The sequence below is a fragment of the Zestomonas carbonaria genome (genome assembly GCF_904061905.1).
Lineage (GTDB): Bacteria > Pseudomonadota > Gammaproteobacteria > Pseudomonadales > Pseudomonadaceae > Aquipseudomonas > Aquipseudomonas carbonaria.
In genome coordinates, this window is the sequence record NZ_CAJFCI010000016.1 from 139,144 (window position 1) to 165,056 (window position 25,913).

25 protein-coding genes and 1 pseudogene are annotated in these 25,913 nt (G+C 66.0%); 10 read left to right on the top strand and 16 right to left on the bottom strand.

Features of this window, described 5'->3' with window-relative positions:
* Nucleotides 1–46 precede the first annotated feature (46 nt).
* From PSEWESI4_RS02480 to PSEWESI4_RS02500, 5 genes are all read right to left on the bottom strand, one after another.
* The gene (locus tag PSEWESI4_RS02480) at nt 47–1,321 is read right to left on the bottom strand and encodes an aromatic ring-hydroxylating oxygenase subunit alpha (protein ID WP_187669592.1); all 1,275 of its coding nucleotides are present in this window, start codon (nt 1,319–1,321) and stop codon (nt 47–49) included.
* Nucleotides 1,322–1,442: 121 nt separating this feature from the next.
* Nucleotides 1,443–1,958: a nuclear transport factor 2 family protein gene (locus PSEWESI4_RS02485; protein WP_187669593.1), complete on the bottom strand. Its 516-nt coding sequence runs from the start codon at nt 1,956–1,958 to the stop codon at nt 1,443–1,445.
* A gap of 5 nt (nt 1,959–1,963) precedes the next feature.
* Nucleotides 1,964–2,326 carry an IacB protein gene (locus tag PSEWESI4_RS02490; RefSeq protein ID WP_187669594.1) on the bottom strand — a complete coding sequence of 121 codons (363 nt, stop codon included), beginning with the start codon at nt 2,324–2,326 and terminating at the stop codon, nt 1,964–1,966.
* 28 nt (nt 2,327–2,354) lie between these two features.
* On the bottom strand, nt 2,355–3,527 hold the full coding sequence (locus PSEWESI4_RS02495; protein ID WP_187669595.1) for an acyl-CoA dehydrogenase family protein: 1,173 nt from the start codon (nt 3,525–3,527) through the stop codon (nt 2,355–2,357).
* Nucleotides 3,528–3,550: 23 nt separating this feature from the next.
* Nucleotides 3,551–4,663 carry an amidase gene (locus tag PSEWESI4_RS02500; protein ID WP_187669596.1) on the bottom strand — a complete coding sequence of 371 codons (1,113 nt, stop codon included), beginning with the start codon at nt 4,661–4,663 and terminating at the stop codon, nt 3,551–3,553.
* Between the two features lie 767 nt (nt 4,664–5,430).
* Here PSEWESI4_RS02500 and PSEWESI4_RS02505 point away from each other — a divergent pair.
* The 8 genes from PSEWESI4_RS02505 to PSEWESI4_RS02540 all read left to right on the top strand — a co-directional run bounded on the left by PSEWESI4_RS02505 (nt 5,431) and on the right by PSEWESI4_RS02540 (nt 14,663).
* Nucleotides 5,431–6,582: an ABC transporter substrate-binding protein gene (locus tag PSEWESI4_RS02505; RefSeq protein ID WP_187669597.1), complete on the top strand. Its 1,152-nt coding sequence runs from the start codon at nt 5,431–5,433 to the stop codon at nt 6,580–6,582.
* A gap of 475 nt (nt 6,583–7,057) precedes the next feature.
* Nucleotides 7,058–8,095, top strand: coding sequence for a branched-chain amino acid ABC transporter permease (locus PSEWESI4_RS02510; RefSeq protein WP_187669598.1), 1,038 nt, complete (start codon nt 7,058–7,060; stop codon nt 8,093–8,095).
* Nucleotides 8,092–9,894, top strand: coding sequence for a branched-chain amino acid ABC transporter ATP-binding protein/permease (locus tag PSEWESI4_RS02515; protein ID WP_187669599.1), 1,803 nt, complete (start codon nt 8,092–8,094; stop codon nt 9,892–9,894). Before PSEWESI4_RS02510 ends, PSEWESI4_RS02515 begins: the two co-directional genes overlap by 4 nt.
* Nucleotides 9,894–10,685: an ABC transporter ATP-binding protein gene (locus tag PSEWESI4_RS02520; protein WP_187669600.1), complete on the top strand. Its 792-nt coding sequence runs from the start codon at nt 9,894–9,896 to the stop codon at nt 10,683–10,685. The genes PSEWESI4_RS02515 and PSEWESI4_RS02520 overlap by 1 nt, the downstream gene beginning before the upstream one ends.
* Nucleotides 10,686–10,712: 27 nt before the next feature.
* On the top strand, nt 10,713–11,714 hold the full coding sequence (locus PSEWESI4_RS02525) for a ketopantoate reductase family protein (RefSeq protein WP_187669601.1): 1,002 nt from the start codon (nt 10,713–10,715) through the stop codon (nt 11,712–11,714).
* On the top strand, nt 11,711–12,475 hold the full coding sequence (locus PSEWESI4_RS02530; RefSeq protein ID WP_187669602.1) for a class II aldolase/adducin family protein: 765 nt from the start codon (nt 11,711–11,713) through the stop codon (nt 12,473–12,475). Before PSEWESI4_RS02525 ends, PSEWESI4_RS02530 begins: the two co-directional genes overlap by 4 nt.
* 12 nt (nt 12,476–12,487) lie before the next feature.
* Nucleotides 12,488–14,041: a methyl-accepting chemotaxis protein gene (locus PSEWESI4_RS02535; RefSeq protein ID WP_187669603.1), complete on the top strand. Its 1,554-nt coding sequence runs from the start codon at nt 12,488–12,490 to the stop codon at nt 14,039–14,041.
* A gap of 145 nt (nt 14,042–14,186) precedes the next feature.
* Entirely contained in the window at nt 14,187–14,663 is a 477-nt protein-coding gene (locus PSEWESI4_RS02540; RefSeq protein WP_187669604.1) for a MarR family winged helix-turn-helix transcriptional regulator, read from the top strand.
* 344 nt (nt 14,664–15,007) lie between these two features.
* On the opposite strand, the gene PSEWESI4_RS02545 is transcribed toward PSEWESI4_RS02540, so the two are convergent.
* From PSEWESI4_RS02545 to PSEWESI4_RS02570, 6 genes are all read right to left on the bottom strand, one after another.
* Nucleotides 15,008–15,388 (bottom strand): VOC family protein, encoded by a 381-nt coding sequence (locus PSEWESI4_RS02545; protein ID WP_187669605.1) that lies wholly within the window; start codon nt 15,386–15,388, stop codon nt 15,008–15,010.
* The gene (locus PSEWESI4_RS02550) at nt 15,385–15,837 is read right to left on the bottom strand and encodes a VOC family protein (RefSeq protein WP_187669606.1); all 453 of its coding nucleotides are present in this window, start codon (nt 15,835–15,837) and stop codon (nt 15,385–15,387) included. The genes PSEWESI4_RS02545 and PSEWESI4_RS02550 overlap by 4 nt, the downstream gene beginning before the upstream one ends.
* A gap of 112 nt (nt 15,838–15,949) precedes the next feature.
* Nucleotides 15,950–16,717: a phosphonate ABC transporter, permease protein PhnE gene (gene phnE / locus PSEWESI4_RS02555; RefSeq protein ID WP_187669607.1), complete on the bottom strand. Its 768-nt coding sequence runs from the start codon at nt 16,715–16,717 to the stop codon at nt 15,950–15,952.
* A complete protein-coding gene (locus tag PSEWESI4_RS02560; protein WP_187669608.1) occupies nt 16,714–17,541 on the bottom strand; it encodes a PhnE/PtxC family ABC transporter permease in 828 nt (275 codons plus the stop codon). The genes phnE and PSEWESI4_RS02560 overlap by 4 nt, the downstream gene beginning before the upstream one ends.
* On the bottom strand, nt 17,535–18,335 hold the full coding sequence (locus tag PSEWESI4_RS02565) for a phosphonate ABC transporter ATP-binding protein (RefSeq protein WP_187669609.1): 801 nt from the start codon (nt 18,333–18,335) through the stop codon (nt 17,535–17,537). Before PSEWESI4_RS02565 ends, PSEWESI4_RS02560 begins: the two co-directional genes overlap by 7 nt.
* Nucleotides 18,332–19,183 carry a putative selenate ABC transporter substrate-binding protein gene (locus PSEWESI4_RS02570; protein WP_187669610.1) on the bottom strand — a complete coding sequence of 284 codons (852 nt, stop codon included), beginning with the start codon at nt 19,181–19,183 and terminating at the stop codon, nt 18,332–18,334. The genes PSEWESI4_RS02565 and PSEWESI4_RS02570 overlap by 4 nt, the downstream gene beginning before the upstream one ends.
* 126 nt (nt 19,184–19,309) lie before the next feature.
* Between PSEWESI4_RS02570 and selD the strand changes: the two genes are divergently transcribed.
* Entirely contained in the window at nt 19,310–20,344 is a 1,035-nt protein-coding gene (selD, locus tag PSEWESI4_RS02575) for a selenide, water dikinase SelD (RefSeq protein WP_187669611.1), read from the top strand.
* Nucleotides 20,344–21,447 carry a tRNA 2-selenouridine(34) synthase MnmH gene (gene mnmH, locus PSEWESI4_RS02580; protein WP_187669612.1) on the top strand — a complete coding sequence of 368 codons (1,104 nt, stop codon included), beginning with the start codon at nt 20,344–20,346 and terminating at the stop codon, nt 21,445–21,447. The genes selD and mnmH overlap by 1 nt, the downstream gene beginning before the upstream one ends.
* A gap of 37 nt (nt 21,448–21,484) precedes the next feature.
* Here the strand turns inward: mnmH and PSEWESI4_RS02585 are convergent, their stop codons facing one another.
* The 5 genes and pseudogenes from PSEWESI4_RS02585 to PSEWESI4_RS02605 all read right to left on the bottom strand — a co-directional run.
* On the bottom strand, nt 21,485–21,742 hold the full coding sequence (locus PSEWESI4_RS02585) for a PAAR domain-containing protein (RefSeq protein ID WP_187669613.1): 258 nt from the start codon (nt 21,740–21,742) through the stop codon (nt 21,485–21,487).
* Nucleotides 21,743–22,136: 394 nt separating this feature from the next.
* On the bottom strand, nt 22,137–22,412 hold the full coding sequence (locus PSEWESI4_RS02590) for a hypothetical protein (protein WP_187669614.1): 276 nt from the start codon (nt 22,410–22,412) through the stop codon (nt 22,137–22,139).
* A gap of 130 nt (nt 22,413–22,542) precedes the next feature.
* Complete coding sequence (locus PSEWESI4_RS02595; RefSeq protein ID WP_187669615.1) at nt 22,543–23,202, bottom strand: hypothetical protein; 660 nt, start codon at nt 23,200–23,202, stop codon at nt 22,543–22,545.
* Between the two features lie 98 nt (nt 23,203–23,300).
* Complete coding sequence (locus PSEWESI4_RS02600; protein WP_187669616.1) at nt 23,301–24,365, bottom strand: hypothetical protein; 1,065 nt, start codon at nt 24,363–24,365, stop codon at nt 23,301–23,303.
* A 241-nt stretch (nt 24,366–24,606) separates the two neighbouring features.
* A pseudogene (locus PSEWESI4_RS02605) lies at nt 24,607–25,913 on the bottom strand (type VI secretion system Vgr family protein); the annotation flags it as partial.

Consider the following 25,913-nt stretch of genomic DNA (forward strand, 5'->3'; position numbering starts at 1 on the left):
GGGGCTGAGTCGACGGATGCCTCTCCTACAGGTACGTGCCTCTGGGTTAGGCCGACATCATCTTTTTCCACTGCTGGTAGGCGGCGCGCATGCCGGTCTCGGCACTCACGTCGCTGACCAGCCCGTCCTCGCTCGGCTTCTCGCCGGGCAGGCCGCGGTTGAGCATGATCCACAGGTCGCTACCGGCCTGGGCGCCCTTCTGCACGCGCTCCCAGGCCTCGGAATCGTCCGGGGTGCCGAAGCCCATCGGGCCCTGGAAGTGCTCGTGCAGGCGCAGGCGGTAGCGGTTGGCCACGGCCGGGCCGCCGTCCATGGTGATCACCGCGTGGTGGATCTCGGTCTCGTTCACCGAGATCGGTTGCAGCACGCGGAAGAACGCCATGGAGCAGGCGACGTTGGGGAACAGGTTGAGGTTGAAGCCGGAGCCGCCCACGGCGCGGACGATGCGGCGCACCTGCTGCTCTTCATGGCCCTCGGCGCGCAACTGCCCGGCCAGTTCCTCGAAGCGCTCGGGGATCGGCTTGTCCAGGTCGGCTTCCAGGTCGACCAGCTCGGGGATCATCACCATCACGCTGTGGCCGTTGCCGAGGTCCTCGACGTAGCCGGGGCCTTCGACGAAGTCGAAGAGTTCCAGGGTCTGCTCGTCCACCGAGGACAGGAACGACTTGTGCACCAGCGGGAAGTGGTAGGCGTCGGTGGTGTTCTCCAACTGGATCTTCCAGTTGCCGGGGAAGCGGAAGCGGTGCTCGCCGGAAACCTTCACGCCATAGCCGGCGCCTTGTTTCATGAACAGGTCGATCCATTTCCTGGCCGGGCCGAGGAAGTCCACCAGCGGCTCGATGTCGTCCTTGAAGGTGGCGAACAGCATGCCGTTGTATTCCTCGACGCGCAGGCTCACCAGCGGGAACTCGCCCTTGTCCAGGCACTCGCCGTAGCTCTCCGGGTGCGGCACGCCGCGCAGGCTGCCGTCGAGGGCGTAGCTCCAGCCGTGGTACGGGCAGACGAAGCTGTTGGTCTTGCCCTTCTTGTGCTCGCAGACGGTGGCGCCACGGTGGCGGCAGCGGTTGAGCAGCACGTGCACCTGCTTCTTGCGGTCACGCACCACGATCACCGGCTGCTTGCCGATGTAGGTGCTCTTGTAGCTGCCCGCCTCGGGAATCTCGCTGGCGTGGGCGACCCACACCCAGGTGCTGTAGAAGATCTTCTCCAGCTCCGCGTCGAAGATGTTCGCGTCGGTGTACAGCGAGGTGTGCACGCGGTCGTGCTGCACCAGGTCGGCAGGCGAGCTTGCCAGGGTTACGGTTTCGATCAGGTTGGTCACGGTCACTCCTCGTCGGCGTAGCGCGCCGACTCACAGAAATCTCTTTGGCGGCTTCCGTAGACGCGAGCTTGCTCGCGGACCCGGGTCGCCACCCTTTCGCGAGCGAACTCGCACCTACACGTCAGTCATCGTTGCCCGGCACCGGCAGGTGCGCGGCGCTGTTCCAGGCATCCACCGGGCGGCTGAACAGGTTCTCGGTCTGGAAATGCGCCATGCGCCAGGTGCCTTCTTCTTCGCGGAAGCGCACGCTCAGGCGCGCCGCGTTGAGGTGCGAGGCGCCGGAGGCGAAGGTCGAGGTCTGCAACATCACCCAACTGCCCTGCGCGCTGTCGCCGTCCACGCGGATCAGCTCGGAGCAGAGGAAGTGCACGTTGAGAGCGAAGTGCGCGGGCTCGGTCATGTAGCCGGCGAACATCGCCGCGATCGCCTCGCGCCCCCGGTAGCCGCCGAACGCTTCCCGGTACCTGGCGCCCTTGCCTTCCCAGACGGCATCCTCGGTGAACAGCCCGGCCAGTTCGGCCAGCGGCGTGCTCGCGTCGAGGGCGTCGCACAGCGCCATGTAGCGGTTCATGCAGGCGCGCACGGCCTGCTCGCTTTCGAGCTGGCGCAGGCGCTGTTCGAGTCGTTCGGTCGACATGGCGGTCACGCGCGCTGGATGATCAGTTCGCGGCCGGTGCGGGCCTCGACCTTGGCGTAGCGCCACAACTTGTAGGTGCCATCGCCGACCGGCGTGCTGCGGAACAGGTTGCAGGCAGCGTGGACCGTCTCGATGTCCGGCACGTCGGCCAGCAGGTAGGTGGTCCAGGGATAGCCGGTGCTTGGTCCGACCATGCTCTGGTCGTCGTCCATGTTGCCGAACACCTTGACGCCGGGCAGGTCGTGGATGCCGTTCCACATCTCGCTGAAGGCGGCCCAGACCTGCAGTTGCTCTTCGCGCGGGGCGTCGAAGAAGTTCTGGTTGATGCCCATGCAGAACAGCACGCGCAAGGCTTTTTTCTCGCTCATCACAATCACCGATCGGTTAGTGGAAAATTCACAGGTAGCCGGGCAGCGGCTTGTTGCCGAAGAAGATCGCCCCGGCGTTCTGGTAGGTCATGTCGCCCATGAAGGCGTGCTGGGTGATCACCAGGGTGTCGTTGACGAAGCGCGACAGCGGGTTGCTGCGGTACACGCCGGTCATCCCCGAGAGCATCTGCGCGCTGCGCGCCACTTCGGCGGACACACGGGTGGCGTGGGTCGAGGACAGGCGCAGCAGGTTGGTCTGCTCCATCGACACCGGGTCGCCGGCCAGCACGCTGGCCCAGGCGTTGGCCATGGATTCGTAGAACCAGGCGCGGGCGGCACGCAGCTCGGCCTCGGCCTTGGCCATCTGCATCTGCGCCAGCGGACGGTCGGCCAGGGCCGGCGCGCCGGTGACGGAGAAGCGTCCGCTGGCCATGTCGCTGAGTACGTCCAGCGCGGCGCGGGCGACGCCCAGGCCGACCACCGAGAGCACCTGGGTGGCGAAGGACAGCGACGGGTAGCGGAACATCGGCTCGTCCAGGTTGGCCGGACCGCCGCGCACGAAGGTCCACTCCTCGGGCACCACCACGCGGTCGATCACCACGTCGTGGCTGCCGGTGCCGATCAGGCCGACCACGTCCCAGGTCTCCTCGATGCTCACCTTCTCGCGCGGCATCACCGCCAGGCGCGGCAGGCCGAGGGTCTCGCCGTTCTTCGGGCTGATGCCGACGCCGATCAGGGTGGCGCCCTTGCAGCCGCTGGAGAACTTCCAGCGGCCGCTGACCTCCAGGCCGCCCTCGACGAAGGCGGCCGGCTGCGGCGGGAAGATGCCGCCGGCGAACACGGCGTCCGGCGAGTCGGCATACAGTTGCTTGAGGGTATCCAGCGGCAGCGCGGCGAGGTACACCGGGCTCATGCCGAAGCTCGCCACCCAGCCTGCGGAACCGTCGGCGGCGGAGATTTCCTCGATCATCTGGCAGAACTCGATGGGCGAGCACTGGTCGCCACCGAAGCGCGTGGGCACCAGGGCGCGATAGACGCCGAGCTGCTTGAAGCGCTCGATCACGTCCTGGGAGATGTACTTCTGCCGGTCGAATTCCTCGTTGCGGGCACGCTCGCGGATGTCGGCGAGCAACGCCTGGAATCCTTCGCGCGCGGTAATCGGGGCGGGTTGCTGGTAGTCCAGCTCGCTTAGCGCAGACATGGGGCTCTCCACTGTCGGGACTGTCAGGGTTCGAGACGCCGCACCAGCTCGCGGGCGACTGCGCAGAGCAGTTCGTCCGCGCCCTTGGCGGCGACCAGTTGCAGGCCCACCGGCAGCTTCGATGCCCCCTCGAAGGGGAGACTCAATGCCGGGTGGCCGGAAAGGTTGAAAGGCCGCACCAGGGCGGTCATGCCGATGGCCGCGCGGGTGTCGGCGGCGTCGGCGACCAGCGGCGGATAGTCCGGCATGGTCGGCAGGGCGAGGATCGGGCAGCGCGCCAGGGCCGCATCCACCTCGGCGGTGAAGGCGGCGCGGCAGGCTTCGGCAGCGGCCAGGGCGGCATCCGTGGTATCGCGGGCAGCCAGCAGGCGGGCGGCGACGTCGGCGCCCACCCGGCCGCTCTCCAGCAGGTGGCCGCAGGCGTTCCAGGTTTCCCGGTTGATCACCGCCAGGCCGGCGTCGTAGGCCGCCTGCATGCCTGGCAGCGGCAGGGTTTGCAGCGGGAAGCCGCAGGCCCGCAGCGCCGCGTCCACGGCCGCCTGGATCTCGGGATGGGCCGACACCGGCACCACGCCGATATGAATGTCCGCCACGGCGGGCAGCGCCCCGAAGGTCGGGTCGATGGCGCGCATCGCCTCGATCAGCATGTCCATGTCGGCGGCGAAGGGCCCGACGCAATCGAGCGAGCTCTGCGCCGGCATCACGCCCTGGCGGCTGACCCGGCCGAAGCTCGGCTTCAGGCCGAACACCCCGCAGCAGGCGGCGGGCACGCGCACCGAGCCGCCGGTATCGGTGCCCAGCGAGAAGTCCGCCAGCCCGGCGGCCACGGCGGCGGCCGAACCACTGGAGGAGCCGCCCGGCACGCGCCCCGGATAACGCGGATTCTCGGCGGTGCCGACCCAGGCATTGAGGCCGGTGGTGCCGAAGGCCAGTTCGTGCAGGCTGGTCTTGCCATTGATGCGGCAGCCGGCATCGAGCAGCGCCTGGACCACATCGGCATGACGCGGTGCGGGTGGCGCGTCTTCCAGCGCCCGGCTGCAAGCCCGGGTCGGGTAGCCGGCGATATCGATGGTGTCCTTCACCATCACCGACCGGCCTTCGCTTCCCAGCGCCAATGCCTCGACGACCATCGTCATGTTCATCACCTTTTCAAGGTTCTTGTTGGAGTTGCCACCAGGCCGGGCCGGGTGGCTGCACGCTTAAATCTAAAATCGGAACAATTACGTGAAATGTCAATTGATTTATCACTCAAATTTTCCGTGAGTAGATTCGGTGCATTCCGCCTCCTCGGCGCACCAATCGCGTGCAGTTTGGTAACACATAAAAAATACCAATTTCACGCACATAAAAATAAAAATTACTTTTAAAACATATAGTTAAATTTGATATGAAAATGCTTATCAGTTCAAAAACTGTTTCCAAGGCGAGCTGGACAGATTGCCGAAGAGGTCCGAAAGAATTTTTTACAGAGGCGAAAAACACCACCTGAAAAGCTAATTTTTTACCCCAAAAAAACCTGATTTTTCAGGCAGAAAAATGGCCTTTCAGGGGCCTTTGGAACGCCCCGGCAAGGCCGATTCCCAAGGGGCCGAAAGGGTATTGCGCCCTCGCTCGAAAAAGCCCTCGGAAGCGACGGGACGGCACCCGCTCCGGCGATGCCGGAACGCCTCCGGGAACCACCGCCGGGAGGCGGGTGGAAAATTTTCTGGCATGCAACCTGCTATTTCGTCCCATGCCTGCCGGACACAGCCCGGCGGTCTGTCAGCGCTGCTGAGGTCGCGTTTCGCGAACCGGACATTGCGACAAAACAACAATGAAGGCGGTAAAGCCTGACGCGTCCCCGAGGCCGGGACGCCCTGCGGATCACCTGCCTAACTCGCCTTGCAACTCCTCGGAGAAAGCCATGCTTTTCAAGAAAGCCATGTCCACCCTGCTGTTGAGCGCCGCCTGCGCATCCCTCGCGCAGGCCGATGTGAAAATCGGCGTCATCACCTCCTCCACCGGCCCGATCGCCCTGGTCGGCCTGCCCCAGAAGAACTCGGTACCCCTGCTGCCCACCCAGGCCGGCGACCAGTCGGTGAAGTACATCAACCTGGATGACGGCAGCGACCCGACCGCCACGGTCAAGGCCCTGAAGAAGCTGATCAGCGAGGAGAACGTCGACGCCATCATCGGCCCGAGCGGTTCGCCCAACGCCATGGGCGTGATCCAGTTCGTCGCCGAGGCCGGCGTGCCGCTGCTGGCGCCGGTGGGTACCGCCGCCGTGGTGCTGCCGATGACCGAAGAGAAGAAATGGGTGTTCAAGACCACCCAGAACGACGACCTGATCGCCAAGGCGCTGGTCGAGCACATGCAGGCCAGCGGCGTGAAGACCCTGGGCTTCATCGGCACCGCCGATCCCTACGGCGAGAACTGGTCCAGGGTGATCGCCGGGCTGGCCGCCGAACACGGCATCAAGCTGGTCGCCACCGAGCGCTTCCAGCGCCAGGACACCTCGGTCACCGGGCAGAGCCTGAAGGTGCTCTCCAGCCGCCCGGATGCCGTGCTGGTGGCCGCTCCCGGCAGCGCCGCGGTGCTGCCGCAGACCACCCTGTTCGACCAGGGCTATCGCGGCCAGATGTACCAGACCCACGGCGCCGCGCTGCCCGACTTCCTCAAGCTCGGCGGCAGGAAGGTGGAAGGCACCATCCTCGCCGCCAGCCTGATGCTGGTGCTGGACGAAGTGGCGGACGACCACCCGTCGAAGCGGATCGCCAGCGACTACATCGCCGCCTACGAGCAACTCAACGGCAGCAAGCCCGCCACCTTCGGCGCCAATACCTACGACGCCGGCCTGCTCCTGCAACGCGCCATCCCCATCGCCGCCCAGCGGGGCAAACCGGGCACGCCCGAGTTCCGCGCCGCCCTGCGCGACGCCCTCGAGCAGAGCAGCGAGGTGGCCGCCACCCAGGGGGTCTACAACATGACGCCCGAGGACCACAGCGGCTTCGACGAGCGCGGCCGCGAGCTGATCCAGGTCAGGAACGGCGCCTGGACCCTGCTCGGCAGCCACTGACCGCCTCGTAGGGTGAACATCGCTTTTCATGTCCACCGATCGGAGTCCGGGTCGAACGCCGAAGGTGGATGAAAAAAGCGTCATCCACCCTACGCCAGGCACGAGGCCACACCGGCTTCCGTAGGGTGGACATCGCTCTTCATGTCCACCGATCGGAGTCCGGACCAAACGCCGAAGGTGGATGAAAAAAGCGTCATCCACCCTACGCCAGGCACGAAGCCCACACCGGCTCCCGTAGGGTGGACATCGCTCTTCATGTCCACCAACCGGAGTCCGGGTCGAACGCCGAATGTGGATGAAAAAGCGTCATCCACCCTACGCCAGGGACGAAGCCCACACCGGCTCCCGTAGGGTGGACATCGCTTTTCATGTCCACCGATCGGAGTCCGGACCAAACGCCGAAGGTGGATGAAAAAAGCGTCATCCACCCTACGCCAAGAACGAAGCCCCCTTCATCGCAACAAGAGTTCCCGTCATGAATTTCCAGATCGCCATGCTGCTCGGCCAGGACGGCATCACCAACGGCGCCATCTATGCGCTGCTGGCCCTGTCCATCCTGCTGGTCTTCACCGTCACGCGCATCCTGCTGGTGCCCCAGGGCGAGTTCGTCGTCTACGGCGCGCTGACCATGGCCAGCCTGCAGGCCGGGCAGCCCACGGCCATGGTCTGGCTGCTGCTCGGCCTGACCCTCATCGACTGCGCGCTGGACCTGTTCGACGCCGCGCGCGCCAGCCACGCCTTCCGCTTCCCCAGGCGGACACCGCTGAAACTGGGCTATGCGCTCGCGATGGTCGCCCTGGTCACGCAACTGCCGCTGGCCGAGTTGCCCATGGCCGTCCAGGCCCTGCTCACCCTGGCGCTGGTGGTGCCGATGGGCCCACAGATCTACCGCCTGGTGTTCCAGCCCATCGCCTCGGCCAGCTCGCTGGTGCTGCTGATCGTCGCCATCGCCGTGCACGTGGCGATGGTCGGCATCGCCCTGCTGCTGTTCGGCCCCGAGGGCGCGCGCACCACGCCCTTCTCCGAAGCGGGCCTCGAACTGGGCCCGGTGACCTTCAACAGCCAGACCCTGTGGGTGATCGCCGTGTCCCTGGCGCTGATCGTCGGCCTGTTCCTGTTCTTCGAACGCAGCCTCTACGGCAAGGCCCTGCGCGCCACCGCGGTGAACCGCATGGGCGCCCGGCTGATGGGCATCTCGCCAAGCCTCGCCGGCAAGAGCACCTTCTTCCTGGCCAGCCTGATCGGCACCCTGTCGGGCATCCTCATCGCGCCCATCACCACGCTGTACTTCGACTCCGGCTTCGTCATCAGCCTCAAGGGCTTCGTCGGCGCCATCATCGGCGGGCTGGTCAGCTACCCGGTGGCCGCGCTGGGCGCCCTCGGCGTGGGCCTGGTGGAAGCCTTCTCGATGTTCTGGGCCAGCACCTACAAGGAGATCATCGTCTTCACCCTGATCATCCCCTTCCTGCTCTGGCGCTCGCTCACCAGCCGTCACGTGGAGGAAGAAGAATGAAACCCCGTTACCTGATCGCCGCCCTGGTCGGCGTGCTCGCCGTCGCGCCGCTGCTGCTGCCGCCGTTCCATGTCACCCTGCTCAACTACATCGGCCTCTACGCCCTGGTGGTGCTCGGCCTGGTGCTGCTCACCGGCGTCGGCGGCATGACCAGCTTCGGCCAGGCCGCGTTCGTCGGCCTCGGCGCCTACACCAGCGCCTACCTGACCACGGTGCAGGACCTGCCCGGCTGGCTGGCCTGGGCCAGCGTCTCGCCCTGGCTGACGCTGCTGGTGGGCCTGGCGCTGACCGCCGCCGTCGCGCTACTGCTCGGCGCGCTGACCCTCAAGCTGTCCGGCCACTACCTGCCGCTGGGCACCATCGCCTGGGGCCTGTCGCTCTACTACCTGTTCGGCACCCTGGACACCCTCGGCGGCCACACCGGGGTCGGCGGCCTGCCGTCGATCTCGCTGCTCGGCTGGCAACTGGATAAGGGCGAGAAGATCTACTACCTGATCTGGGCCGTGTTGCTGCTCGCCATGCTGCTCACCCAGAACCTGCTGGACTCGCGCGAAGGCCGGGCGATCCGAGCGCTCAAGGGCGGCCAGGTGATGGCCGAGTCGATGGGCGTGAACACCTTCCGTGCCAAGCTGGTGGTGTTCCTCGTCTCCGCGCTGTTCGCCGCCCTGTCCGGCTGGCTCTACGCACACACCCAGCGCTTCGTCAACCCGACGCCGTTCGGCCTGCACATGGGCATCGACTACCTGTTCATGGCGCTGATCGGCGGCGTCGCCAGCGTCTGGGGCGCGCTGCTCGGCGCCGGCATCCTGACCATGCTCAAGCAATGGTTGCAGGACCTGCTGCCGCACCTGCTGGGCAGCACCGGCAACTACGAAGTGATCGTCTTCGGCCTGATCATCATCCTGCTCATGCAGCGCAGCCCCGCCGGCCTGTGGCCGATCCTGCGGCGGCTGGCGCCGGAAAGCTGGAAGCCGCGCAAGCAACTGGCCGCCCCATCCGCCGCAACGCCCGAGCTGCCGCGCCGCGAATTGCCGGCGCATGGCGAGACCATCCTCGAAGCGCGCCACGTGACCAGGCGCTTCGGCGGCCTGGTGGCCAACGACGACATGAGCCTGGAAGTGCACGCCGGCGAAATCCTCGCCCTGATCGGCCCCAACGGCGCCGGCAAGAGCACCCTGTTCAACCAGCTCTCCGGGGTCGACACCCCGACCTCCGGCGACATCCTGTTCATGGGCCAGCGCATCAACGGCCAGAGCTCCCGCCGCATCGCCAGCCTGGGCATGAGCCGCACCTTCCAGCACGTCAAGCTGCTGCCGGAAATGACCGTGCTGGAGAACGTCGCCCTCGGCGCCCACCTGCGCGGCGGCAAGGGCGTGCTGTCCGCCGCCCTGCGCCTGGACCGCGCGGAAGAAGCCGAACTGCTGGCCGAGGCCAGGCGCCAACTGGAGCGCGTCGGCCTGGGCGACCATCTGTACGCCGAGGCCGGCAGCCTGGCGCTCGGCCAGCAGCGCATCCTGGAAATCGCCCGCGCGCTGTGCGCCGATCCCTGCCTGCTGCTGCTCGACGAACCGGCCGCCGGCCTGCGCCACAAGGAGAAGGAAGCCCTCGGCGTCCTGCTCAGCCGCCTGCGCAGCGAAGGCATGGCCATCCTGCTGGTGGAGCACGACATGGACTTCGTCATGGGCCTGGTGGATCGCGTGGTGGTGATGGAATTCGGCCAGCGCATCGCCCACGGCCTGCCGGAGCAGGTGCAGAAAGACCCGGCGGTACTCGAAGCCTATCTCGGAGGAACGGAATGATGAACATGCCGGTGGAAACCCTGCCCCAGGTGGGGAACCAGGTGGCCAACGCGGTGCTGGCGGTCGACGACCTCAGCGTCGCCTACGGCAAGGTCGAGGCCCTGTGCAACGCCAGCCTGCGGGTCGGCGAGGGGCAGATCGTCACGGTGATCGGCCCCAATGGCGCGGGCAAGACCACCCTGCTCTCGGCCATCATGGGTGTGCTCGGCTCGCGCGGCCGGGTCGATTTCGACGGCAGCGTCGAGGCCGTGCCGGAAGTGGAAACGATGGTCGCGCGCGGGCTCGGCCTGGTGCCGGAAAAGCGCGAGCTGTTCAGCAGCATGAGCGTGGCCGACAACCTGCTGCTCGGCGCCTTCCAGCGCCACCGGCGCGGCGACCGCAGCCATGGGCAAACGCTGAAGGAGGTCTACGAGCTATTCCCGCGCCTGTGGGAGCGCCGCGAGCAACTGGCCGCCACCCTCTCCGGCGGCGAGCGGCAGATGCTCGCCGTGGGCCGCGCGCTGATGGCCAAGCCCAAGCTGCTGATGCTCGACGAACCCAGCCTCGGCCTGGCACCGCTGATCACCCGCGAGATCTTCCGCATCATCACCACCCTGCGCCAGCAGGGGGTGTCGATCCTGCTGGTGGAGCAGAACGCCCGCGCCGCCCTGCGCGTCGCCGACTACGCCTACGTGCTGGAGACCGGGCAGATCGCCATGCAAGGCCCGGCCCGGCAACTGGCCGACGACCCACGGGTGATCGAGGCCTACCTGGGCCTGGCCAGCAAGCATCAGGAAATGCTCTCCAGCTAACCACTGGGCCACGTCATCGGAGGACCCATGCACACTTCCCCCGCCCGCATCTGCGTGGCCGGCGCGGGTGCCATCGGCTGCACGCTCGCCGCCCGCCTGGCCACCAGCGGACAGCAAGTCACGGTGCTCGCCAGGGGCGCGACCCTGGCGGCGATCCGCGAGAACGGCATCCACCTGAACGACCTGGACGGCGATCACCGCGTCCGGGTCGAGGCCAGCGACGACGCCGCCGAACTCGGCCGGCAGGACCTGGTGTTCCTCTGCACCAAGGCGCCCGCCCTGGCCGGCCTGCTGCCACGGATAACGCCCCTGCTGGGCCCCGAGACGATGGTGGTGCCGGTGGTCAACGGCGTGCCCTGGTGGTACTTCCACGGTGAGCCGGGCCGCTTCGCCGGCCAGCGCATCGCCGCGGTGGACCCGGACGGCGCGCTCATCCGCGCCCTGGACCTGCGCCACGTGCTCGGCTGCGTGGTGTTCATCACCGCGCATTGCCCGGCCCCCGCCGTGGCCCGCTCGCAGAACCCGCACCTGATGATCTTCGGCGAGCTGGACAACCGCATGAGCCCTCGCCTGGAACGCCTGCGCGCGCTGGTGGAAGCAGCCGGCATCGAGGCCCGCGCCAGCGAGCGCATCCGCGATCCGCTGTGGACCAAGATCATCGCCAACCTCAGCTCCAATCCCCTGTCGGTGGTCACCGGCGCCACCCTGGAACAGCTCTACGGCCAGGCGGAACTGCGCGAACTGGCCAGCGCCACCCTGCGCGAAACGCTGCTGGTGGCCGCCGCCTACGGCGCCCGGATAGGCATCGACCCGCACAGCTTCCTCGAACAGGGCGCCGGCATGGGCGCGGTGCGCACCTCGATGCTGCAGGACTACGAAAAGGGCAACCCGCTGGAACTGGCCGCCATCGGCGACGCCGTGCTGGAACTCGCCGGGCGCCTGGACCTGCCGATGCCCGTCACCCGCAACCTGATCGCCCTGGCGCGCTTTCGCGGCAGCCAGGCCCACCCCACGAGGAGCACTACATGAACGCCATCGCCATCAGCCAGCCCCGGCATTGCAGCGACGAGGAGTGGGCACTGCGCGTGCAGCTCGCCCACTGCTACCACCTGGTGGACTTCTTCGGCTGGACCGAGACCATCTTCAACCACATCTCCGCACGCCTGCCCGGCCCGGCGCACCACTACCTGGTCAACCCCTTCGGCCTCAACTACAGCGAAGTCACCCCGGCCAACCTGCTCAAGGTCGACCTGGACGGCAACAAGCTGGAAGACTCGCCCCACGACGCCAACCCGGCCGGCTTCGCCCTGCACAGCGCCGTGCACGGCGCCCGCGACGACATCCACTGCCTGATCCACACCCACACCACGCCGATCTCCGCCGTGGTGCAGAAGAAGCACGGCTTCGGCCACGACGACTTCTACGGCGCGCAACTCTACGGCCGCATCGGCTACCACGAATTCGAAGGCATCACCCTGTTCGCCGAAGAGAAGGCGCGGATGATCGCCAGCCTGGGCGACAAGCACATCCTGGTGCTGCGCAACCACGGCATCGCGGTCGGCGAGAGCAGCATCGCCAAGGCCTTCTTCCTGCTCTGGACGGTGCAGCGCGCGGCGGAGATCCAGTGCGCGGCCGGCGCCCTCGGCGGCGAGGACAACCCACTACCGGAGGAGATCAGCCAGAAGTGCGCCGACCTCACCGCCATGCTGATCCGCGAGAGCGGTTTCGCGGTGAAGTTCTTCGATGCCATGGTGCGCAAGATGCACGCCACTCGCGGCCCGAGCTGGTAAGGAAGGTCACCGATGAACGCGCCCATCGCCACGACCGCCTTCGCGGAACCGCCCATCTCGCGCCTGGACCCGCAGGGCAACCTGCTCGTCTGCAACGACGCCTATCTGGAGATGTGCGGCTACAGCCGCGAGGAACTGCAAGACCAGCCCTTCGAGCGGATCAACCATCCGGGCATGCCGCCCCGGGTGATCGAGCGCATGTGGCAGACCCTGCGCACCGGCACGCCCTGGAGCGGTCCGCTGATGGGGCGCCACAAGGAAGGCGGCACCTTCTGGTGCGACCTTTATGTGGTGCCGCTGTTCGACGACGGCCAACTGATCGCCCTGGGCACCGTCTACCACCCCATGGAGCGAACCCGCTGCCTGCGCGCCGAAGCCCTCTACGCCCGGCTGCGCAAGGGGCTGCCGGCCAGCCGTTGGGGCGCCCGGCTCTGGAATGCCTGCCGCGAACACAGCCTGGCGGTGGCTCTGGCCGCGCCGCTGGCCGGCGCCACCCTGGGCGGGCAGCTCGAAACCTGGCTGGGCCTGGGCGTGCTGGCCGGGTTGCTGGCCACCGTCCTGCAAGCCCGCCACCTGTGTCGGCGGGGCATCCAGCGCAGCCTGGCGCGGCATCCGCAGGTCTACGCCGATCCGCTGCTCGCCCCCGCCTACAGCGAACATGCCGGTGCCGACGCGCTGTTCGACATGGCCCTGGGCAACCTGCAACTGCGCCTGCGCACGGTGATGGCGCGCATCCATATCAACGGCGAAATACTGCGCAGCCGGGCCGGGGAGTCATCGGGCCTGGTGGCCAGCGAAGCGTCCCAGCTCGAACGCCAACTGGAGGAAACCGAGCAGTCGGCGGCGGCCATCCACGAGATGAGCGCCACCATCCACGAACTGTCGCGCAACCTCCAGGAAGCGGCACAGGCCACCCAGGCGGTGGACCGCCTCGCCGGGGACGGCGACCTGCTCGCCGGGCAGAGCCAGGAATCGATGCGGAGCCTGTGCGATTCGGTGGCAGACATCGGCCAGGCCGTGGGCCAGTTGGCGGAATCCATCGACGCCATCGGCAGCATCGTCCAGGTGATCCAGGGCATCGCCGAACAGACCAACCTGCTGGCCCTCAACGCGGCCATCGAGGCGGCCCGCGCCGGCGAATCCGGCCGGGGTTTCGCGGTGGTCGCCGACGAAGTCCGCGCCCTCGCCTCGCGCACCCGCGACTCCACCGGGCAGATCCAGCAATCCATCGAGCGCCTGCGCACCGGCAGCGCCCAGGCGCTTGCCACCGCTCGGCGCGGCGAACTGGCGGCCCAGCAATCCAGCGCGGATGTCGAGCAGGTACGCGAGGCGCTGCGGCGGATCAGCAGCGAGGTCAGTCACATCAGCGGCATGAGCCTGCAGATGGCCAGCGCCATCGAGCAGCAGGGCCAGGTGGCCGAGGAGATCAGCCAGCAGATCGCGCGGATCACCGGCCTCGCCGAACAGAGCGCCGGGCAGGCCCAGCGCAGCACCCAGATCGGCCAGGAACTGCACCAGCTCGCCAACTCCCAGCTCGACCTGGCGCAGCGCTTCCTGAAAGGCTGATCGGGCGGCAGCCGGGCGCGCGACCCCTCCGCGCGCCCGCTTTAACTGATCTGCGTCAAGTCCATGCGCCCCGCCTGTCGACAGCCCGCCTCCAACCCCCTATAAATCATCCCCACTCCTGCAAGCAGCCGCGCATAGCCAACGAATGAGCACCCCGAAAAAACGCCTCCGCCGTTACAGCCCCGCCAGCGACGACTTCAAGAAAGAAGAATTTCCCTTCTACTGGCTGGCCCGCGTGCATGGCCGCTACTCCATGGCCATGGAGAAAGCGCTGAAGAAGATCGACATGGACATCCCGCGCTGGCGAATCCTGTTCATTCTCAAGGAAAACGGCCAATCGAGCATTTCGGAAATCTCCGAACACGCCATCGCCAAGCTCTCCACCGTCACCAAGATCGTCTACCGCATGAAGGCCGACGGCCTGGTCGAGACCAACCCCTGCAGCAACGACGGCCGCGTCACCCAGGTCTCCATCACCGAAGCCGGCCGCCGCACCGTCGAACAGATCCAGGTCTCCACCGCGCACATCTTCGCCAACAGCTTCAAAGGGCTCACCGAAGCCCAGATCACCAAGCTCAACCAGACGCTGGAAAAGATCTTCAACAACCTACCGGCGGACTGAGGCCCCTCTCGTAGGGTTGTCTACTGGGTCCCCGCGTACGCGGGGATGACGGGGGAGAATTCGAGAGGGTTGCCCAGCCTCGTCATTCCCGCGAACGTGGGAATCCAATCGCCCCAGCGCCCCGAGCTTTCTTCGACAGACACGCAGAGACACGCCAGAAGAGGCAGCACGTCGGCAAGAGGCCAGACCGCGAAAGCTCTCGTAGGATGCGCCGCGCGCACCGGCCGGGCTCCCAAGTAGAAACCTCCGGCGGACACGCCTTGCGATCGGGCAAGGTGCCGTGCCGGCCTCTCATCGGTGCGCACAGCGCACCCTACAAAAGCAGCGAGCGCGGATGAGGCGGCCTACGGGTAGTTGGAAACCTCGATGAGATTGCCGTCCGGGTCGCGGAAGTAGACCGACGAGATATCCCCCAGCGCCCCGGTGCGCGGTACCGGGCCTTCCTCGACGGATACGCCGAGACGCGCCAGGTGGGCCAGCACGTCGTTCATGGGCATCGTCGTGATCAGGCACAGGTCGGCCGAACCCGGCGTCGGTTGGCGGGCATGCGGCGCCAGCGGCGCATCGGCCGGGTGGAGGTTGATCTTCTGTTGACCGAACGCCAGCGCCCGGCGCCCCGCCCCGAAGGTCACCGGCTGCATGCCGAGGACCGTGGAGTAGAACTCGACCGTCCTCTCGACATCCTCGACGGTCAGTACCAGATGATCGAGCCTGTCTATCTTCATTCGTCCTCCTGCAAGGCGCTGACGGGAACCGGACATTCAACGGCTCGCTCGCCGATATATTCGAAGAAACGATACAGGTAGCCGTCCGGGTCGGAGACGAAGAACTCCCTCTGTCCGTGCTCCACGTCGTTGGCGCGGTACCACTCGTCGGTCACGTCGGAGAGGATCGGAACGGCTGCCGCCTTCAACCGTTCCAGCAGCCCGGAAATCGACTCCAGCTCGACCTGGAAGTGCAGCCCCTTGCCGTTCTGGCCCGGACCATTGACCGAGTAGAAGTCGGCGCCCGGATCCTCCATGAGCATTATCTGGGCACCGTTCAGATCGAAATAGCCAAACCTGTTTTCTTCCCGCTCGAACAGCAGGTTGAAGCCGAAGTTCTCCACATAGAATCTTTTCGATGACTCGTAGTTGCTCACTACCAACTCAGGAACCAGCGGACTCCAGTCCATGGGGCGACACCTCTCATACGCTCCGGGAAAGCCTGAAAAGTAATCGTTCCAACCAAAGAAGGTGCGGTGATAGCTGGCCTTAGCGGGCCTTTCAGAGTTTTCCCATCGCGGTTCAGGCCCGAACCCAGCGCTGCCGGGCCCAGCCGCTCAGCGCGTCCACCGCGAACACCAGCACCAGCATGGCGAGGATCACCGTGCTGGCCTGGGCTTCCTGGAACAGGCTGAGGCTGACGTAGAGCATCTGGCCGAGCCCACCGGCGCCGACGAAGCCGAGCACGCTGGCCATGCGGATGTTGTTCTCCCAGCGGTACAGGGTATAAGCCAGCAATTGCGGCCAGAGATTGGGCAAGGTGCCGTAGCAGAACGCGGCGACCTGCCCGCCGCCCTGCAAGCGGATGGCTTCGGCGGGAGCCGGCGGGGTGTTTTCCAGGGCTTCGGCAAACAGCCGGCCGAGTACCCCGGCAGTGTGCAGGGCCAGGGCCAGGGTGCCGGCATTGGGCCCCAGGCCGGCGGCCAGCACCATCAGCGCCGCCCAGACCAGTTCGGGAATCGCCCGCAGGGCGTTGAGCAGCAAGCGCGTGGCGCTCTGCGCCAGGGCGCCGAAACGGCCGGCGGCGGGCAGCGCGAGGAGCAGGCCGAGCAACGCCGCCAGCAGAGTGCCGAGCGCCGACATGGCCAGGGTTTCCAGCGCGCCGTAGCCGATGGCGCGCAGGTGGCCGGCGCTGAAGTCGGGGCTGAGGAAACGCAGCGCGTAGCCGCCCATCGCGCCCAGGCTGTCCTCGCCGAACAGGGTGATCAGGTCGAGGCCGAGGTAGCGGAAGGAAACGACCACCGCCACGCCGACCGCCAGCACCAGCATCGCGTTGACCAGGCGCTTCATGTCAGCCTCGCTCGCAACAGGCGGCTGAGCTGGTCGGCGAGCAGCACCAGGAGCAGGAAGGTCAGCAGGATGCTCGCCACCTCGCCGCCGGCGAACATCCGCAGCGACAGGTCGATCTGCTGGCCGAGCCCGCCGGCGCCGACGAAGCCCATCACCACCGAGGCGCGGATCGCGCATTCCCAGCGGTAGACGGTGTAGGACAGTACCTCCGCCGCCGCGTTGGGCAGGATGCCGTAGAAGAAAGCCTCCAGGCGGCCGCCACCGGCGAGCATCAGCGCCTGCGCCGGCTTCTGGTCCACCGACTCGAAGATTTCCGCGTAGACCTTGCCGAGCATGCCGCTGTAGGTGATGGCGATGGCCAGCACCCCGGCGGTAGGGCCGAGGCCGACGCCACGCACGAACAGCAGCGCCCAGACGATCTCCGGCACGCTGCGCAGGAAGATCATCAGGCCACGCACCGGCCAGCGCAGCAGGCGCCCCCACCAGGCCGGACGACCGCCACGGGGCAGCGCGGACAGCGACAGCGCGCGGCTGGCCAGCAACCCGGCCGGCACCGCGATCAGCAGCGCCAGGAACATGCCGGCGGTGGCGATGGCCAGGGTCTGCAAGGTGGCGTCGAGCAGCAAGCGGAGGAAATCGTCATCGTGGGCGAGCGGCCAGAAGCTGGCGACGAAGCGGCCCATCTCGCTGGCGCTGTCGCCGCGCACCAGCACGCCGAGGTCCAGCTCGCTGAGGTGGATGCCCGGCCACAGCAGGGCAATGGCCAGCAGGGTGACCAGCAGGCGCGGCAGGCTGGCGGGGTCTCGGCTGTCGGTCTTCAGCATCGCGGGATCTGGACGACCAGGGGCGCCGTCGGCTCCATCGGCGGGGACACCAGTTGCTCGTTGACGTAGAGCGCGTCGAGCAGTTCCGGGCCAACCTCCTCGGCCGGTCGGTCGAAGACCACCTGCCCGTCGCGCAGGCCGATGATGCGCGGGAAGTGCGCCAGCGCCAGGTCCACCGCGTGCAGGCTGGCGACCAGGCTGATGCCGTGCTCGCCGGCGTGGCGGCACAGGATGGCCAGGGTGTGGTCGGCGAGCACCGGGTCCATCGCCGAGACCGGCTCGTCGGCCAGCAACAGCTCGGGCGCCTGGTACAGCACGCGGGCGATGCCGACGCGCTGCAACTGGCCGCCGGAAAGCTGCTGGCACTGGGCGAAGAGCTTGTCGGCCAGGTCCAGCTTGGCCAGCACCGCCCGCGCGCCGGGAATGTCCAGCGGATGCAGCAGGTTGACCAGGCTCCTCGCCAGGCCCCAGTCGCCAAGCCTCCCGGCCAGCACCGCGGTGACCACCCGCTGGCGCGGCGGCAGCGGCGGTGCCTGGTGGATCAGGCCGATGCGCGCGCGCAGGCGCTGGCGTTGCCGGGCGGAAAGCTGCCAGGGCTGACGGCCCAATACCTCCACCGCGCCGGCCGTGGGGCGCAACGCGGTGGCCAGCAGGTTGAGCAGGCTCGACTTGCCCGCGCCGGACGGGCCGATGATCGCCACCCGCTCGCCGCGCTCGACGCGCAGGTCGATATCACGCAGGGCGGTGGTGCCATTGGCGTGCCGCAGCCCTGCTCCAGTCAAACTCAGGGTCATTTCAACAGGCCGGCAGCCCGGGCAGCCTCTTCGATCCCCTGGTAGTTTTCCGGCTTGGTCTCGATGAAGCGGCTGGCCGCCTGCAGGTCGAGGATTTCCTTGTGCGCGGGGTTGGTCGGATCGAGGGCCAGGAAGGCCAGCTTGATCTTCTCCGCCAGCGCCGGGTCGAGGGTGCCGCGCACCGTCCAGTTGTAGTCGTAGTAAGGCGGCGTGGTGGCGAACACCTTGACCTTGGCGGTATCCACCTTGCCGCTGTCCACCAGCTTGTCCCACACCGAGGCGTTGAGCACGCCGCCGTCCACCTTGCCGGCCTGCACCCAGGCGGCGGTGGCGTCGTGGGCGCCGGAATAGGCCACGCGGCTGAAGAACTCTTCCGGCTTGATGCCGTCCTGCAACATGAAATAACGCGGCATCAGGCTGCCGGAGGTGGAGGAAATCGAGCCGAAGGCGAAGGTCTTGCCCTTCAGGTCCTGAAGGCTGTTCACCTCCGGGTTGGCGCTGATGAACTTGCTGGTGAACTTCTCGTCCTGTTCGCGCTGCACCAGGGGAATGGCGTTGCCGGTCTTCAGGCGCACCTGCACGAAGGTGAAGCCGCCCAGCCAGGCCAGGTCGATGCGATCGGTGGCCAGTGCCTCGACCACCGCCGGGTAGTCGGCGACAGGCGTGAACTCGACCTTCATGCCCAGTTGCTGTTCCAGGTAGGCACCAAGCGGTTTGAACTTGCGGAGCAGCTCGGTGGGCGCCTCGTCGGGAATGGCGGACACCTTCAGCACATCTGCGGCTTGAGCAAGTACGGCGGAAGCGGACAACGCGAGACCAGCGGCAAGAGCCAGGGTACGTTTGAGCATGTGGATTCTCCGGTTCAATGGCGGAAAAGGCAGGCGGAGTATAAGTGCCATCACGGGTTTTCGCGTAATCCCGTGTACCCGTGGTTTGCTAGAATCCGCCGCCATCAGCGTTACGAGGTCCCTGCCATGAGCGAACCGATCCGCCTCACCCAGTACAGCCACGGCGCCGGCTGCGGCTGCAAGATTTCCCCCAAGGTGCTGGAGGTGATCCTCGCCGGCAGCGGCGCGCAGAACCTCGACCCCCGCCTCTGGGTCGGCAACGCCTCGCGCGACGACGCGGCGGTCTACGCCCTGGACGACGAGCGCGGCGTGGTCTCCACCACCGACTTCTTCATGCCCATCGTCGACGACCCGTTCGACTTCGGCCGCATCGCCGCCACCAACGCCATCAGCGACATCTACGCCATGGGCGGCGACCCGCTGATGGCCATTGCCATCCTCGGCTGGCCGGTCAACCTGCTGTCGCCGGAAGTGGCCCGCGACGTGATCCGTGGCGGCCGCGCGGTGTGCGACGAGGCCGGCATCCCGCTGGCCGGCGGACACTCCATCGACGCCCCGGAGCCGATCTTCGGCCTGGCGGTGACCGGCGTGGTGGACAAGCGCCACCTCAAGCGCAACGACAGCGCCACGGCCGGCTGCCGGCTGTACCTGACCAAGCCGCTGGGCATCGGCATCCTCACCACGGCGGAGAAGAAATCCAAGCTGCGCGCCGAAGACATCGGCCTCGCCCGCGACTGGATGTGCACCCTGAACAAGCCCGGCAGCCGCTTCGGCAAGCTGGACGGCGTGAAGGCCATGACCGACGTGACCGGCTTCGGCCTGCTCGGCCACCTGGTGGAAATGGCCGACGGCAGCGGCGTCACCGCCCAGGTGAACTACGCCAGCGTGCCGCGCCTCGCGGGCGTCGAGCACTACCTGGCCGAAGGCTGCGTGCCCGGCGGCACCCTGCGCAACTTCGACAGCTACGGCGAGCGCATCGCGCCGCTCGACGAGCAGCGCCGCCTGCTGCTCTGCGACCCGCAGACCAGCGGCGGCCTGCTGGTCGCCGTGGCCCCGGAAGGCGAAGCGGAATTCCTCGCCGTGGCCGCCGGACTGGGCCTCGACCTCTCCCCCATCGGCCAACTGGTGGAGCGACAGAAACACGCGGTAGAGGTGCGGTGATGCGCAACGACACCGCCGACTACCGCGAACTCTTCCTCTCCGACACACCGATGGTGGACGTCCGCGCCCCGGTGGAATTCCACAAGGGCGCCTTCCCCGGCGTGCTCAACCTGCCGCTGATGAACGACCTGGAACGCCAGAAGGTCGGCACCTGCTACAAGTACCACGGCCAGCAGGCGGCCATCGAACTCGGCCACCAACTGGTCTCGGGCCGGACCAAGGCCGAACGCATCGAAGCCTGGGCCGCCTTCGCCCGCGCCAATCCCAACGGCTACCTGTACTGCTTCCGGGGCGGCCTGCGCTCGCAGATCGTCCAGCAGTGGCTGAAGAGCGAGGCCGGCATCGACTACCCACGGGTGATCGGCGGCTACAAGGCGCTGCGCAACTTCCTGCTGGAAACCACCCGCCAGGCGGTGGAGCAATGCGACTTCGTGCTGGTCGGCGGGCTGACCGGCTGCGGCAAGACCGAAGTGATCGCCGAACTGGACGCCGGCCTGGACCTGGAAGCCCACGCCAACCATCGCGGCTCCAGCTTCGGCAAGCGCGCCACCGGCCAGCCGGAGCAGATCGACTTCGAGAACCGCCTGGCCATCGACCTGCTCAAGCGCCGCGCGGCGGGCGCCGCATGCTTCGTCCTCGAAGACGAGGGCCGCACCATCGGCCGCTGCGCCGTGCCGCTGGAACTGTACCAGGGCATGCAGCGCTTCCCGCTGGTCTGGCTGGAAGACAGCTTCGAAGACCGCGTCGAACGCATCCTGCGCGACTACGTCACCGACCTGTGCGCCGAATTCGTCGCCGTCCACGGCGCGGAAGCGGGCTTCCCCCTGTTCGCCGAACGCCTGCTGCAAAGCCTGTCCAACATCCTCAAGCGCCTCGGCGGCGAACGCTACCAGCGCATGCGGACGCTGATGCAGGACGCGCTGGACGAACAGCAACGCAGCGGCACCATCGACCTGCACCGCGCCTGGATCGAAGGCCTGCTGCGCGAATACTACGACCCCATGTACGCCTACCAGCGCGAACTCAAGGCCGAACGCATCGAGTTCGCGGGCGAGCAGGAAGCCGTGTTGGCGTATCTGCGCGAGCGCGCGCCACGCCGCTGAGCCTGTCGGGTATCGAACGAGAGCGGCCGACGGCCGCTCACTCGACCAGCCAGCCCGGATCGCCTTCCAGCAGGGTTCCACCGTGGCTGGTGGCATCGCCCTGCCGGGCCACCGGCTGGCCCTCGATGATCATGCCGGGCGAACCACTGACGATCACCGCACCGCAACTGATGCTATCGCCGACACGGGCGATGGGACGACCATTGATATCGGCGCTGGCGGCGCCACTGACCACCGTGCCTTCGCCATGTATCGGGCAGGAATGGCGATGACCAACGAGAACGACGGGACGCATTGTGCAACTCTCCTTGTTTGGACTGGATTGGTGGTGGCAGGCAAACGATGGTTACTCCATGGGGTCTCAATAGTCAGAGGGCTTCCACCCCAAATTCCGAATCAATGTCCGGATTTGCTTTTGGGTGTTTTTCCAAGACTTGGAATAATGCATCGACCTCTGCCTTCGGCTTCCCCAGGACACTAGTACGACGGGCAGAAATGATCTCACCACTGACACCATCGCGCCCCAGAAGCACAAAAAAGCGCTTGCCCTCGATCAAGACATAGAAGATGTAGTTATCCCGTGGCTTGTCCGGCCCCTGAAATCCGCTAAATACATAGATAATTTGCGGACGTGGATCGAACTGCTCGTCCCGAAGTAGATCAGCAGCATCCGTAACCTTGAGAACAATTTACCCATAATCGTTCTTAACTCCAAAGGCGATCCAACTTCGCAGATCCGGCAGTTGCTCGTCAGGAAAAGGCGGAGGAGAAACTCGAGTCATCCCATAAGGTTTGTACTTCCACCCCTCGAGAGGTGATTCGTTATTTCTATACATACCACTGGCAAACCAACGTGTTGCGTCGAAAGCAGGTTGCTCTCTCGCCGGAATCATCATGATTTTTTCCCCTATCCCCTTATCGATCACCTGCCACCCGACAAGCAAACTCGCGATCAGCAGCGCCAACAAAACCACCCCATAGTGAAAGCGTCGTATCGCGCCCATCATCTTTGCCCCTGGCAGCGAGAAACCATCAGCCTGCCGAAGGCTAAACGAGTCCCTTGTATCGAGCCCTGGTGAGTCATACGAAGAAAGATCACAGCGCCTTGACCAACCGCCAGGTCACCACACGCCCTTCGACCTGGGGCAGAGTGACGCCATGGGCAAAGGTCTGCGGCGCAAGCGGGCAGTCCAAACACTCCCATACCCCCGGATAGGGGCAGGGTTGTCCCGAACTGACACGCAGGCCTGGCTTCTGGCGTTTTTCCAGGACTTGGAATAATGCGTCCATATCCTCTTTTCGCATCCCTCTCATGCGAGACTCACGGCGAGCAGAAATAATCTCACCGCTAATGCCATCGCGCTCCAAAAGTACGAAAAACCGCTTACCTTCAATCAAGGCATAAAATATGTAGTTATCCCGTGGTTTATCCGTCTCCTGAAACCCACTAAACACATAGACAATTTGCGGGCGTGGGTCGAAGCGCTCATCTCGAAGCAGATCATCAGCAACATCCGGAACCTCGAGAGTCATTTTTCCATAATCATTTTTGATGCCAAAGGCAATCCAATCTCGCAGTTCCGGTAGTTGCTCGCTAGGAAAAGCAGGAGGAGAAACCCGGGTCATACCGTAAGGGTTGTACTTCCACCCCTCAAGAGGAGACTCTTTACGTCTGTACATACCGCTAGTGAACCAACGCGTCGCATCGAAAGCGGGTTGCTCTCTCGCCGGGATCATCATGATTTTTTCGCTCATATCCCTATCCCTTACCAACCATCCAGTAAACACACCCGCTACGAGCAGCCCTAATAGAAATATCCCATAGCGAAATCGTCGACGCGTGCACATAACAGTTACCCCTGCGACCAGACTCGTGGCGTGAAACGCATTTTCCCCATCGGTAGCCCTGCGGGTGACTCTGCTGAACGCACCCCACGAACAGCCCCATAGTCGTCAAGCGGCACACCAAACTCTTCCTTATTGACGTCACGTGACCGCATATGCAGAGCTAGGCGCACCTCCTCATCGGTATATGGCCTAATCGGTGGCTGCGGCGGCGATTCACCGGGAATTTCCTTAAGCGGCCCTCGTCCTTGCGCCAGAGTACGTCGACGGTAATCGGCAATCTGGGCGTCATAACGACGTTTCTCCGCCTCATAAACCGTCATCTTCTTCAACGTCTCCTGAGCGACCCGCAGATCCTCCTTGGTTCCATAGGTCTGGTCGTACAAGGTGCGGCGAGGATAGGCCCATACCCAAGCATCGGCGCTGTCGGCCAGTATCTGCGCCAGGCTGTCGGCATAACGGGGATCCTCCCCTGGGTCCAGTTGATCGCCGATATCGTGGCCGAGGCCAGTCCGGCAGGCGTAGGAGTGGATCACCGCGTCCTCATCGAAGGCACGGGGATCGAACATCCGCGCCTGGGCGTCACGCAGCCGGTAGCTATCCGCCTTGCCGGTGCGGTAGCCGAACTCGACAGTCATCACCATGCCATGGGAAAAGAAGTCCATCTGTTTGATCATGCGTTTCCGCAGCCGACGTCGGGCGACGAAGTCGATCAGCTCGCTGATCGAGTCCAATTCGGCGTAGTTGGCGTTGTAATCGTTCTCGACGATTTCCCGAACCCGATCCAGCCACGCCCTCTCATAGAGTTCAGGAAAAATCAGGAACACCCGCCTCGATGACTCGCCATCGGCTGGCGGATAGAGACGGATCTGGCGGATGCCCTGGTTGATGAACATGGCCTTGTCGCCATCCTGGCCGTTGTAGAGGTTGCTGGCGACATCCCACAGGTTCGAGGAGTCGAAATGGGTGGGGTTGGAGCAGCCCACCACGGTGACATAGTCGAAGTCCTGGATGGCCGTGACCTCGGTCACCGTGTTGTTCTCGGTTGTCGTGCTTGTCTTGGTTTCTTCCATGGCGGCTCTACTCGTCTATGCCTTGCCGACGCAGGTAAAGGGCGGCATCCCGCCCCCAGCGCAATGTCACTTCACCCGGCTGTTCGGTATGAATACGCGCAGTCATGCCATTGGCATCCGTATGGCCGGTATAACGCCTGCCTTCCACGGTCTCCACGCAATAGAACACCCGTGAAAGCGGCTCGCCAGTGCGTTGATGGCTGATCCTGAACCGCTCGCTGAACGGAGGTGGATTCTCGACACCTTCGAAGGGATTGCCGGTTATGGACAGGGCTCGGCCACTACCACCCCCTTGCTGCACGATCGGCCCTTTGAGGTGGATCGTGATGGCATCCAGGGTCACGCCGCTGCCGTCGAGGGTGATGGTGCCGCCCGGTCCGGTGATGACGACGCGCGCGCCGGCCTGCACGTCATAACGGGACGTTCTGCGCTCGATGCTCTACCCGGCCTCGAGCTGGTGATGGCCCTGCACGCTGTGCTCGACGTGCCCGCCGGTCTCGATGAAGTGGCTGGCGGTGGTCTTGTCGTAGCGGTCGTTGCCGACTTCCTCAGTGCGGTCCTTGCCGATGCGGATCAGCCGGTTGCGCTCGACGTTCAGGCTGTCGTCCTGGCCGATGGCGTGGCGGCGGTCGCGGGCGATGGTCACTTCCTCGTCGTTGCCCACCGTTTCCCGGCGGTCGTGGCCGATGGCGATGGTCTCGTCGTTCTCCACCCGCTCGCTGCGGTCGTGGCCGACGAAGGTGCTTTCGTCGTGGTTGACCCGGATGTTCTGGTCCTTCTGGGCGTGGACGAAGATTTCTTCCTGGCCGTGCTCGTCCTCGAAGCGCAGTTCGTTGTAGCCCTCGCCCTTGTGGGTCTGGCTCTTGATGGTCATCCGCGTCTTGTGGCGCGGCAGTTCGTAGGGCGGGCGGTTGACCACGTGGTAGGTGCGCCCGGTGACGATCGGCTGGTCCGGGTCGCCGTCGAGGAAGTCGACGATCACCTCGTGGCCGATGCGCGGGATGGCCAGGTGGCCCCAGGCGCCGCCGGCCCAGTTCTGCGCCACGCGGATCCAGCAGGAGCTGTGCTCGTCGTGCTTCCCTTCGCGGTCCCAGGGGAACTGGACTTTGATGCGGCCGTGCTCGTCGCAGAAGATCTCTTCCCCGGCGGGGCCCACCACCGTGGCCATGTGCGGACCGTCGATGCGCGGCTTGGGCAGGGGCGTGGGCTTCCACTCCACCCGGTCGGGGACCAGCACGCCGCTGTAGCTGTAGTGGGTGCCCTGTTCGCCGCCGGCGGCTTCCTCTTCCTGGCTGATCGCCTGGCGGCCTTCGTGTTTCAGGGCGACGGTCCGCCAGCCGTGGTTGAGGTCCTCGCGGGGATGGCCGACGAGGTCGAAGGCCAGGCCGGGGAGCAGGCGCGGGTCGTCGCCCTCGATCTCGGCGAGGCGCGCGTCGTTGCGCAGGCCGAGCAGGCGGGCGGCGGTGAAGGGCTTGCCGGCGGCGTCCTGCTTGTAGCGGCCGGGGTAGTCGTAGCGCTCGTAGTCGGCGTGCTGGTGGTCGAGGTGGG